Raw genomic sequence first — 11,283 nt, 5'->3', positions numbered from 1 at the left:
TCGATGGAGGCGCATTATAGGGAGTTCTCGACCGGTGACAAGCGTTTATTGCAAAAAAATGACTAAGCGTGCGTTTTTTCCTCAAAAGCCTTAAAAGCAACCTTTTTCAGGCCAATAAACCCGCATTCCGGGTCTGAAAAGTGTTCACGGGTAGCGATCCAAGCTAAAACGAGATGCTATTCTTTCTGAATCACAGGAAACTCACATGAAAACCAGACGAACAGAAAGGACAATCAATGATTAAATCCGCGCGCAGTATGGCCGGACTTCCGTGGATAGCCGCAATGGCCTTCTTTATGCAGTCGCTGGATGCCACCATCCTTAATACTGCTCTGCCAGCCATAGCTCAAAGTCTTGAGCGCTCTCCACTGGCAATGCAGTCCGCTATCATCAGCTACACCTTAACGGTTGCGATGTTCATTCCGGTCAGTGGATGGCTGGCTGACCGCTTTGGCACACGCAAGGTGTTTATCATTGCGGTCTTCCTGTTCTCTCTGGGGTCACTGGCCTGCGCCCTGTCCGGCTCACTGGGGATATTGGTTGCTTCGCGTGTCGTACAGGGGATTGGCGGCGCAATGATGATGCCGGTGGCTCGTCTCGCACTGCTGCGCGCCTATCCGCGCAGCGAACTGCTCCCGGTGCTTAATTTTGTCACCATGCCGGGGCTTGTGGGGCCGGTGCTAGGCCCCTTACTGGGCGGCGTGCTGGTGACATGGGCTACATGGCACTGGATTTTCCTGATTAATATTCCTATTGGCGTCCTCGGCATTTTCTATGCGCGCAAATATATGCCGGACTTCACCACGCCGAAACGCCGCTTTGATATGTTGGGCTTCCTGTTGTTTGGTCTGGGACTGGTAGGCATATCCAGCGGCATTGAGCTGTTTGGCGAGCGTGTGGTATCCAGCCTGATTGCGCTGACGGTGCTGCTGGCAGGCATAGCGCTGCTGCTTCTCTATATAGTCCATGCCCGGCGTCATCCCTCTCCGCTGATCCCGCTGCCCATATTTAAGACGCGCACCTTTTCCGTTGGCATCGTCGGCAACATTTTCTCACGTATGGGGACCGGCAGCGTTCCCTTCCTGATGCCACTGATGTTGCAGGTCGGTTTTGGTTACACCGCACTGCTGGCGGGTTGCATGATGGCCCCTACCGCACTGGGCTCTATTCTGGCCAAGTCGACGGTGACTAGTGTGCTGCGCGGATTTGGATATCGCAAAACGCTGGTAGGCATTAGCGTACTGATTGGCATACTGGTGGCTTCGTTCTCTTTACAGTCTGCGCACTGGAATATGCTGGCGCTGCTGATCCCACTGTTTATTCTGGGCATGGCGATGTCAACCCAGTTTACCGCGATGAATACCATTACCCTGGCCGATCTGAATGACGGTAACGCCAGCAGTGGCAACAGTATGTTGGCCGTCACCCAGCAGTTAGCGGTTGGTTTCGGTGTTGCGGTCAGCGCGGCGGTACTGCGTTTTTATGAAAATTTTGACGGTGGCACATTGCAGCACTTCCATGCCACCTTCCTGACTATGGGCATCATCACCGTACTGTCGGCACTGGTATTCCTGCTGCTGAAGCCGGGGGATGGTCGTAATCTCATCAGCGCTCGCGATAAGAAGACGAAAACTTAAATTTCCCCGACTGAGGCGCGTTCAATCAATTCCGGTGTCAGTACCAGCAGCTGCGTCTCGGCCGTTGGATCGGCCAGACGATGCAGTAGGGCATCAATCGCCAGCTCGCCCAGTTCGTCTTTAGGCTGATGCACGGTACTGAGCGGCGGAGTCATGTAACGGGCCAGCTCAATGTCGTCGTAGCCTATCACCGCCATGTCCTGCGGGATCGTCATACCCGCCTGATATAAAGCATGATAAACCCCAACGGCCATCGCATCATTGCAGGTAAATACCGCCTGCGGCGGCGGGCGCAGGGCCAGCAGCTCATTCATGGCATTAAAGCCGCCTTGAAACTCGAAGTCACTACTGATGATCCAGGCCTTTGGTATCGGCAACCCGGCGTGTTCCATCGCCTGCCGATAACCTTCAAGACGCATACGGGACGGGGTTTTGTCCAGCGGGCCGGTAATACAGGCAATACGCGTATATCCTCGGGAGATGAGATGACGGGTCGCCATTTTCCCACCTAACAGCGCGTTATCCTGAATAATGTCTTTACCCCATTCAAACGGCGCCCAGTCCATCATCACCGCAGGCACGCCGGGGTAACGACGGAGAATATCGGCGGAGGGCCGATGGCTTTCAGTACACATGATCAACAGACCATCGACACGCTTTTGCATCAGCGTTTCCAGGCTGTGGTTCATCCGCGCCTCATCGCCTTCCGTGTTACATAACACCAAGCTGTAACCACGTTCGTAACAGCTGCGCTCAACGCCACGCACCACTTCGGAATAGAAGGGATTGCTGCTGGCGGTCAGTAACATGCCGATAGTGCGGGTCTGATTTAGCTTCAGGCTGCGCGCCAGCGCCGAGGGTGCATAGTTAAGCTGTCTGACCGCCGAGGTCACTTTTTCTCGAACCGCCGGGCTGACGAAGCGATTATTATTAATCACGTACGATACGGTAGAGGTCGAAACACCCGCAAGGCGGGCGACGTCTTTCATCGTTGCCACATTTACCCCTGCTGCTGCAAGAAACTGTCTATTTCATCGCGCCACGGAACCGAAGGCTGCGCACCACGTCGCGTCACGGCAATGGCGGCGGCGGCATGGGCAAAGCGTACCGCCTCAACCATCGGACACTGCTCCAGTAACGCGGTCATCAGCGCGCCGTTAAAGGTATCACCTGCGGCAATGGTATCAACGGCCGCCACGCGGAAACCAGCAATACGCTGGCCGTTACCCTGCTCACTCAGCCAAACGCCCCGGCTGCCAAGCGTAATCAGTACCGTTGCGATCCCTTTCTCATGCAGCTTATGCGCAGCGCGGGCAGCGTCTTCATCACTGTTTACCGTCACGCCGGTCAGGATCTGCGCTTCAGTTTCATTAGGGGTAATTATATCGACCAGCGATAGCAGCTCATCCGAAAGTGGCGTTGCCGGGGCAGGATTTAGCACCACCCGAGTCTGGTGCTGATGTGCGATACGCGCGGCTGCCAGCACGCTATCCAGTGGCGACTCCAGCTGCATCAGTAGCACCTGCGATTCCGCAATCGTCTGCTGATGCTCAACGACGCGCTGCGGCGTCAGGGCGGCATTGGCACCGGCATAGATACCGATGGTATTTTCACCTTCACCGTTGACGAAAATCAGCGCCACGCCGGTAGATCCTTCGGTGATAACCGCGACAGGAGCGACATCAATGTGGTCGTTGGTCAACTGCTGGAGAATACGCTCACCGACATCGTCTTCGCCCACACAGGCGATAAACGCAATATCCGCACCGCTGCGTCCGGCGGCAACGGCCTGGTTAGCCCCTTTTCCACCAAATGCAACCTGATACTGCTTCCCGATCACCGTTTCGCCCGGACGCGGGAAGTGCGCCAGGTTCAAAATGTGATCGGCGTTGATGCTGCCGAGGACAGCCAGTTTGCCGCTTTTCTTCATAATAAGGGAGTTATCCAGGTCATTGCGCCACTCAGCGGTGGCGCGAGCCATGCTTGTCTTTGCCTTACCGGGTGACCAGTTTCAGCTCAACCGGATTGATGGCCTGAACCTGATTTCCTTTCAATACGTTATCAGCCGTTTCAACGCCAACCGCGCCGATCTGCTCGGGCAGTTGCGCAACGGTCGCCGCCAATTTACCACCCTGTACCGCTTTAATACCGTCTGGCGTGCCGTCGAAACCCACCACGACTACATCAGCTTTGCCCGCCGTTTGCAATGCGCGCAGAGCGCCCAGCGCCATTTCATCATTCTGCGCAAACACCGCCTGTACATCCGGGTGCGCGGTTAGCAGGTTCTGCATCACGTTCAGGCCCTTAGTACGGTCGAAGTCAGCCGGTTGGCTGGCAAGGATCGTGAATTGGTGCGCATCGGCAGCCTGTTTGAACCCTTCACCGCGTTCGCGTGCAGCGGAAGTGCCGGCAATGCCCTGCAATTCGATAATTTTTGCCCCTTTACCGGCTTTTTGCGCCATATAGTCACCGGCCAGCTTGCCGCCAGCCCGGTTATCAGAAGCAACATGACTGACCACCTTGCCCTGCGTAGCCACGCGATCCAGAGTGATAACCGGGATATTGGCCTGGTTAGCCATTTTCACCGCGTTACCCACGGCATCGGAATCCGTGGGGTTAATCAGCAACACTTTAGTCCCGCGTACGGTGAGATCCTGTACGTTGGCCAGCTCTTTCGCCGGATTGTTCTGCGAATCCAGCACCAGCAGATTATAGCCCAGTCTGTCCGCCTCTTTCTGCGCGCCATCTTTCAGCGACACAAAGAACGGGTTATTGAGGGTAGACACCACCAGCGCGATGGTCTCTTTTGCCAGCGCGTTAGCGCTAAGCGTGGCACCTAACAGTACCGCCAGCACGGTCAGTTTTTTTATCTTCATTTTAATGTCCTGTAAGGGTAGAAAGTTATTTACTGCTTTTGTTATCCACCAGCACCGCCAGTAAAATCACAACGGCTTTGACGATCGTCTGGTAATAAGAGGAAACGCCGAGCAGGTTTAGCCCGTTATTCAGGAAGCCCAGGATCAGTGCGCCAATCAGCGTCCCCATAATCCGCCCTTTACCACCGGCCAGGCTGGTGCCGCCCAGCACCACGGCGGCGATAGCATCCAGCTCATAGCCCGTGCCTGCCGTTGGCTGTGCCGAGGAGAGGCGTGCAACTTCAATGGTGCCCGCCAGCGCTGCCAGCATTCCGCACAGGGAGTAAACGATAATTTTGACGCGATTGACGCTGATGCCCGAAAGACGCGTCGCCGCCTCATTACCCCCCAACGCATAGATGTAGCGACCAAGCCTGGTGTGGTGCAACATGTACCAGGCGGCGAGGAATACTGCTGCCATCAACCACACCGGGGTTGGGATACCCAGCGGGCGGCCGATCCCGAACCAGCCAAACAGGTCGGCGTTCTCGTTAAAGCCGGTATTAACCGGGCTACCGTTGGTATAAACCATCGTTGCACCACGCAGTAACAGCATCATGACCAGCGTGGCGATAAATGCCTGCACGTTACCTTTTGCCACTATCAGGCCGGTCATCGCACCGATACCCGCGCCTAATACCAGAGAAGCCGCCACCGCCACCAGAGCATTGACTTCCAGCCCAACCAGCGAAGCCGCCACCGCGCCGGTCAGTGCCAGCAGTGACCCCACGGAGAGATCGATACCGGAGGTGAGGATAACCAGCGTCATGCCCACCGCCATAATGGCGTTGACCGACGTCTGTTGCAGAATGTTGAACAGGTTGCCAACGGTGAAGAAGTTCGGACTGATGCTGGAAACGATGGCAATTAGCACCACCAGCGCAATCAGCGATTTCTGTTCAAGCAGCCATGCCTTTGTCATCAGGCGGCGAGAAGAAATTATTTGCGTACTCATCGTTATGCCCGCTCCGCACTATCATATTTACCCACTGCCGCCGCCATCAATATCTCCTGCGACGCCTGTTCGATCGGAAAGTCACCGCTCAGACGGCCTTCGTGCATCACCAGCACGCGATCGCTCATGCCCAGCACTTCTGGCATATCAGAAGAGACGAGAATGATGCTCAACCCTTCTTGCTTAAACTGATTAATCAGCTGATAAATCTCTTTTTTCGCCCCAACGTCGACGCCGCGTGTGGGTTCATCAAGGATCAGGACTTTTGGCCGTGTCATTAGTCCGCGCGCAATCGCCACCTTTTGCTGATTGCCGCCGGAGAGCAGGCCAATCGGCTGGTCCATTGACGGGGTTTTCACCTTAAACAGCGCGATGAAATCCCCGACCGCCTGCTGTTCCTGCGCATGTTTTAATCGGCCAGCGCCATAGCTGAAATAGTTGAGCGCGGTCAGCGACATGTTCTCTTTCACCGACATCCCCAGCACCAGCCCATCGTGCTTGCGGTCTTCAGAGATATAAACAATGCCGTTCGCCAGCCCTTCTTGCGGTGAACGCGCCAGCACCTCGTTACCCTCCAGCGTTACGCGCCCCTTACTGCGAGGCAGCGCGCCGTACAGCACTTTCATCAGTTCGCTACGCCCTGCGCCCATCAGGCCAGCCACTCCCAAGATTTCACCTTTGCGCAGCGTAAAGCTGACGTTTTCAATGCCTGAACCGGAGAGATGTTCAACCTTCAGGCGCACTTCGCCCGGCGTTTTATCGAGGCGCGGATACTGCTCCTCCAGCTTGCGCCCCACCATCATTTCAATCAGCGACTCTTCGCTCAGTGCCGTCACGTCATATTCGGCGATAAACTGCCCGTCGCGGAAAACAGTGACGTCATCGCAGATCTCAAATATCTCTTTCATCCGGTGGGAGATATAGACGATGCCGCAGCCCTGGGCTTTCAACTCAGCAATGACGCGGAACAGTGAGGCGGTTTCAGTATCGGTGAGCGCATCCGTCGGTTCATCCATCACGATCACTTTCGACTCAAAACTCAGTACCTTCGCGATCTCTACCATCTGCCGATCGCCAATCGACAAATCGCCCACCAGTTTGTGGCTACCAAAACGCAGATTCAGGCGTTGCAGCAGCGCATCCGCCGCCGCGTACATTTTTTTCCACTGAATACGGCCAACGCGGTTAACAAACTCCCGGCCAAGAAAGATATTTTCGGCAATGCTCAACTGCGGGATCAGGTTCAGCTCCTGATGGATGATGCCTATCCCCGCTTCCTGCGATGCTTTCGGGCCGTTAAACGTGGTTTCCTTGCCCAGCCAGATAAAAGATCCGGCATCACGCGTGTAGATACCGGTCAATACTTTCATCATGGTGGATTTGCCCGCGCCATTTTCCCCCACCAGCGCCATCACCCGTCCGGGATAAACCGATAGCGCCGCGCCGGACAGAGCCTTGACGCCTGGGAACGATTTGTCGATGCCGCTAAGTTGCAGTAAAGGTTGCATAAGCGCCTCAGAAGGTCACGCCAGCGACCAGCATGACATTGGCATACGGCGTACACTCTCCGCTGCGAATAATTGCCTGGCTGTGCTGGGTCTGCTGTTTGAACTGTTCATGGCTGATATAGCGAATACTGATGGTGTTGCCCTGCTGCTGCTGTAACGCGTCGAGCAAGGCGATCAGTTCGCGATGGCGCTGCGGATTATGCTGCTGCATCTCCTGCGCCATAATGGCAGTCTCGACCTGCATTTCGCGGGTAACCACTTGGGCAACCTCCAGAAAACCGGGAACACCCTGAGTCAGCGCCAAATCAATACGCGCAGGACCAGGAGGAATGGGTAAACCGGCATCACCGATAACAATACTGTCGGTATGACCCAAGCGGGATATCACGGACGAAATAGCCGAATGCAGTAAGATGCCTTTTTTCATGATTTGCTCCACAGCGAAACGTTTCGCTAGCGGGCTAGTGTAAGAAATAACAGAGGGAAAACAATCTTCACATGTTGGAAATGTGATCGCCATCGAAACGTTTTGCTGGCTGATGACCGGTCATCGTTCAGGCGAAAAAAAGGGCGGTATTAATACCGCCCGAAATAAAAGATGTCGAAAAGAGCGGCAGGATAATCCGCCCTCGGTGTACGCGATGGTTACAAAATCTGGCTGAGATGCAGCTGGCCCATCAACAGATGGTTGTCGGCGTAGTCCACCGGCACGGCCACCACCGCCGGGCCTTGCACGTCCATCGCCTTGCGCAGCGTGGGCTCCAGCTGTTCGGCGCTTTCCACCGCAAAACCGGCAGCCCCAAAAGATTCGGCGTAGGCTTTAAAATCAACCGGGCCGAACTTCACGCCGGACACTCGCTGATATTTCTTCTCTTCCTGCATCGCCACCATATTGTACTCTTCATCCACCCAGATGATATGCAACACATTGGCACCAAGGCGGACTGCGGTTTCCAGCTCCATGCTCGATTGCAGGAAGCCTCCGTCCCCAGAAACGGACACCACTTTGCGTGACGGATCCACCAGCCAGGCACCAATTGCCCAGGGAAGCGCAACCCCCATCGTTTGCTGACCGTTGGAGATCATCACCTGGCGCGCGCGGAAGCTGTAGAGATAACGGGCGATCCAGATATGGAAGCTACCCATATCCACCGTCAGCGTCACATCGCTGTTAATAATGTCCTGCATAGCGCGCACGATGCGCAGCGGATGCAGGGCAAACTGATTGAGCTGGTGACCGCGCAACGACAGCAGTTCGCGCTGCTGCTGGCGATCCTGAAGAATGGATGCCGCCTCCGGGCTTAAGGTTAAGGCCTGGTCGATGCGGGCGGTCAGTTTTTCCAGCGTGGCGGCGATGTCGCCCACCAGCTCGGCATCCGGCAGATAGCAGTTGTCGCTATCGGCGGGCAGCACATCCATATGCACCAGCGTGGCGGTGCCGCTGTTCCACATTGCCGGTTCATATTCGACCGGACTGTAGCCGATGGTGATAATCAGATCGGCCCCGCGCAGCAGGCGGTCGCCCGCCTGGTTGTTGAACAGCCCGACGCGCCCGGCAAAGCGTGAAAAATGCTCCTGCCGCACCGCGCCCGCAGCCTGATAGGTGCTGGTGACCGGGATATGGCTACGCTCCAGCAGATGATACAGCGCTTCGCTGTTAGCAGGCTGGCTGGCCATCAGCCCCAGCAGGATCACCGGGTTCTTCGCTTGGGAAATCTGCTGCGCCACTGCCGCAATCGCCGCATCCGGCGCGGATCCAAGCAGCAACTGGCCCTGGGTATTCAGCAACTGGCCTCGCGCCGGTTCATTCACAATATCCTGCGGCAGACTGACGAAAGCACCACCGGGACGGCCCTGTTCGGCGCTACGAAACGCATTTGACAGCACCTCGCCAATCGCATCGGAAGAGCCTACCTCCACCGCGTACTTGCTCACCGGACGGAACATCGCCACCGTATCCATGCTTTGGTGCACCTGCTTGGCGCTGTCGGCGCGTTTGACTGCTCCTCCCAGTGCCACCAGCGGATCGCCTTCCGTGGTCGCCGTCGCCATACCGGTGATCAGATTGGAACAGCCGGGGCCAGAGGTCACCAGCGCCACCCCGGCTTTACCGGTAAGCCTGCCGACTGCTGCCGCCATAAATGCGGCATTGGCTTCATGGCGTACGGGAATGGTCTGAATCGAGGTGTCCAGCAGCGAATCGAACACTTTATCGATTTTTGCACCGGGAATACCGAATACGTGCTTAACCCCCTGCGCCTCTAGCTGTGCCGCGACCAGATCGGCACCGTGTGCCCATTGCTGAACATCAGTTGCGTTTTTCATCTAAATTTTCTCCTGCTTTCAGCTTTCGACGGAACGAATGGCAGAGTCGAGATTTTCCGGACTAAGATTTGCCTGTAGGAAATCACTGTCGCCCGGCAGATCGATCACCAGTTTGCTGATTTCGCCAAAGGTGAGCGTGCCGTGATCAAGCTGATAATCGAGTAAATGGCCACCGCCCTGACGATCGTCGGTGATAAAGTGTTCGTGGTAACCCGCCACATTAATACCCTGCATATATTGCGGGGTACGAAAACCGATCAATACGCCATTGCGCTGTGCGAATTCGAAGGTAGGCTGTTTGCCGAGCACTTCCGGCATCGATTTATACGGACGATGCTGGCAGGGCACGGTACGGGTTTGTGCATGGCTGAACAGGCCGTCAATGCGCAACGCGCAGAACTGATTATCAGAACTGACCTGTTGGTCAATGGTCTGGTGGACTTCGGCACGGGTAACCGGGCCGGTGAAGCGGTGTTGATACTGCGGGCGGAAAAAGGTCATTACCGCGAACGGCGTTTTCTGGTCCAGTCGGGCGGCACGCGCACTGCCATCCGAACGCAACTGGTACACTTCGCGGTTAAAAGCGATCAGTTCGCCATCCAGCTGGTTAAAGGTGCCAAGACCGAAATCCCCTTTCTTCAGCAGGTCTGCCACGGTGGTAGTGCCATCGTACACGCCGCTGAGTAACGCACTCATCAAAGATGTCTGGTAGATTACGCTTTCTGGCCTTTCTTTCTGCATTTCTTTGACGGTTGTGGTTAGCTGTTCCACACAAGAACAATCGGTTACAGAATGTGTCATTGCACCTTCTCCCGCTAAACTGTTAAGAAGTATTTAGATAATATTGACGCCTTTTTGTTGATGGTTCCAATATTGAACCCCCTACTCTTTGAGACGTTTTTGATATGGAACTACGCTATCTCCGTTATTATGTTGCGGTTGCTGAAACGCGCCACTTTACGCGGGCAGCTGAAATGCTCGGTATTTCCCAGCCGCCACTGAGCCAACAGATTAAAAAGCTGGAGGAAGAGATAGGTACACCGCTATTAAAAAGGCTGACGCGCGGCGTAGAACTGACCGATGCCGGAGAGGCCTTTTATCAGGACGCGCGCCAGATTCTGGAGCTGACCGGGCATGCGCTGGAGAAAGCGAAGGGGATTGCACGCGGTATCAGCGGGCGACTGTCGATTGGGTTTGCCAGCTCCACCGCCTTCCATCCGCAGATATTTAGGCTGTTACACCGCTATCAGCATCGTTTCCCGGCGATCACGCTGCTGCCGCGTGAAGAGAATATGGCGGCGCTGATGCACGATTTGCAGGAAGGATTGCTGGATGCGGCCTTTGTACGCCTGCCCTGTGAGAGCAGTAAAGCCTTTAATCTGAAGGTGATCGCCAGTGAGAAGATGGCGCTGGTGTTACCCGCAGCACACCGCTTAGCCGACACCGCCTGTCTGTCGCTGGCACAGCTACAAGACGAGCCGCTGATCCTGTTTCCGCGCGAGGTAGCTCCCAGCCTGTACGAGGTGATTATCAGTGCCTGCGTGCGTGCCGGGTTCCAGCCCGAATGCCTTCAGCAGTCTCCACAGATATCCTCCGCTATCAGCATGGTCGCCGCCGGATTTGGTATCAGCATCGTCCCGGATTCTTTGCGCAGTATCAAACTGCCGGGCGTCAGCTTCCATCAGATTGAGGATGCCACGCTGGGCAGTGATATCGCGCTCGCCTGGCGCCGCTGGGACCGCTCACCCGCCGTGCATCACCTGGTCACAACGCTAGCGGATGCATAGTCCGCTTTAACCCGCGATTTTACCTACCCATTTTACGCCGGCTTCCCAGTCATATAGGTTTTATTCTGCCGGAGGCATCGCACTGCCTCCGGCAGAATAAAACCGTATCCTGATATTTTTAACCTCGTTTATCTGAAATACTTGCGACATGATCAT

At 55.7% G+C, this 11,283-nt stretch carries 10 protein-coding genes; 2 read left to right on the top strand and 8 right to left on the bottom strand.

Translation table 11 applies throughout. From position 1 onward, the window contains the following. Nucleotides 1–236 precede the first annotated feature (236 nt). Complete coding sequence (gene mdtD / locus EPIR_RS00090; RefSeq protein WP_023653252.1) at nucleotides 237–1,637, top strand: multidrug transporter subunit MdtD; 1,401 nt, start codon at nucleotides 237–239, stop codon at nucleotides 1,635–1,637. Here mdtD and rbsR read toward each other — a convergent pair. The 8 genes from rbsR to budA form a co-directional block, all read right to left on the bottom strand. After that, nucleotides 1,634–2,635, bottom strand: a complete 1,002-nt coding sequence (rbsR, locus tag EPIR_RS00085) for a ribose operon transcriptional repressor RbsR (protein ID WP_023653251.1) — start codon at nucleotides 2,633–2,635, stop codon at nucleotides 1,634–1,636. The two genes, mdtD and rbsR, sit on opposite strands and share 4 nt — an antisense overlap. Nucleotides 2,636–2,637: 2 nt before the next feature. Continuing rightward, nucleotides 2,638–3,567: a ribokinase gene (gene rbsK / locus EPIR_RS00080; protein ID WP_048696554.1), complete on the bottom strand. Its 930-nt coding sequence runs from the start codon at nucleotides 3,565–3,567 to the stop codon at nucleotides 2,638–2,640. Nucleotides 3,568–3,631: 64 nt separating this feature from the next. Further along, complete coding sequence (rbsB, locus tag EPIR_RS00075) at nucleotides 3,632–4,513, bottom strand: ribose ABC transporter substrate-binding protein RbsB (RefSeq protein ID WP_023653249.1); 882 nt, start codon at nucleotides 4,511–4,513, stop codon at nucleotides 3,632–3,634. 25 nt (nucleotides 4,514–4,538) lie between these two features. Next, nucleotides 4,539–5,507 carry a ribose ABC transporter permease gene (gene rbsC / locus EPIR_RS00070; protein WP_023653248.1) on the bottom strand — a complete coding sequence of 323 codons (969 nt, stop codon included), beginning with the start codon at nucleotides 5,505–5,507 and terminating at the stop codon, nucleotides 4,539–4,541. Between the two features lie 2 nt (nucleotides 5,508–5,509). Further along, complete coding sequence (rbsA, locus tag EPIR_RS00065) at nucleotides 5,510–7,015, bottom strand: ribose ABC transporter ATP-binding protein RbsA (RefSeq protein ID WP_023653247.1); 1,506 nt, start codon at nucleotides 7,013–7,015, stop codon at nucleotides 5,510–5,512. A gap of 7 nt (nucleotides 7,016–7,022) precedes the next feature. Beyond that, a complete protein-coding gene (rbsD, locus tag EPIR_RS00060) occupies nucleotides 7,023–7,442 on the bottom strand; it encodes a D-ribose pyranase (protein ID WP_023653246.1) in 420 nt (139 codons plus the stop codon). Between the two features lie 218 nt (nucleotides 7,443–7,660). Continuing rightward, a complete protein-coding gene (alsS, locus tag EPIR_RS00055; protein WP_023653244.1) occupies nucleotides 7,661–9,340 on the bottom strand; it encodes an acetolactate synthase AlsS in 1,680 nt (559 codons plus the stop codon). Between the two features lie 18 nt (nucleotides 9,341–9,358). Then, on the bottom strand, nucleotides 9,359–10,141 hold the full coding sequence (gene budA, locus EPIR_RS00050; RefSeq protein WP_023653243.1) for an acetolactate decarboxylase: 783 nt from the start codon (nucleotides 10,139–10,141) through the stop codon (nucleotides 9,359–9,361). A 104-nt stretch (nucleotides 10,142–10,245) separates the two neighbouring features. Here budA and EPIR_RS00045 point away from each other — a divergent pair, with 104 nt between their 5' ends. Continuing rightward, nucleotides 10,246–11,127 carry a LysR family transcriptional regulator gene (locus tag EPIR_RS00045; protein WP_023653242.1) on the top strand — a complete coding sequence of 294 codons (882 nt, stop codon included), beginning with the start codon at nucleotides 10,246–10,248 and terminating at the stop codon, nucleotides 11,125–11,127. Nucleotides 11,128–11,283: the final 156 nt, after the last annotated feature.

The organism is Erwinia piriflorinigrans CFBP 5888, assembly GCF_001050515.1.
In the GTDB taxonomy this organism is placed as follows: Bacteria; Pseudomonadota; Gammaproteobacteria; order Enterobacterales; family Enterobacteriaceae; genus Erwinia; species Erwinia piriflorinigrans.
This window is presented reverse-complemented; position numbering and strand designations above follow the sequence as displayed.

Bases quoted from the DNA above. Each gene is read 5' to 3' on its own strand.
- mdtD (WP_023653252.1), top strand. From the start codon at position 237: ATGATTAAATCCGCGCGCAGTATGGCCGGACTTCCGTGGATAGCCGCA.
- rbsK (WP_048696554.1), bottom strand. From the start codon at position 3,567: ATGAAGAAAAGCGGCAAACTGGCTGTCCTCGGCAGCATCAACGCCGAT.
- rbsB (WP_023653249.1), bottom strand. From the start codon at position 4,513: ATGAAGATAAAAAAACTGACCGTGCTGGCGGTACTGTTAGGTGCCACG.
- rbsC (WP_023653248.1), bottom strand. From the start codon at position 5,507: ATGAGTACGCAAATAATTTCTTCTCGCCGCCTGATGACAAAGGCATGG.
- rbsA (WP_023653247.1), bottom strand. From the start codon at position 7,015: ATGCAACCTTTACTGCAACTTAGCGGCATCGACAAATCGTTCCCAGGC.
- rbsD (WP_023653246.1), bottom strand. From the start codon at position 7,442: ATGAAAAAAGGCATCTTACTGCATTCGGCTATTTCGTCCGTGATATCC.
- alsS (WP_023653244.1), bottom strand. From the start codon at position 9,340: ATGAAAAACGCAACTGATGTTCAGCAATGGGCACACGGTGCCGATCTG.
- budA (WP_023653243.1), bottom strand. From the start codon at position 10,141: ATGACACATTCTGTAACCGATTGTTCTTGTGTGGAACAGCTAACCACA.
- EPIR_RS00045 (WP_023653242.1), top strand. From the start codon at position 10,246: ATGGAACTACGCTATCTCCGTTATTATGTTGCGGTTGCTGAAACGCGC.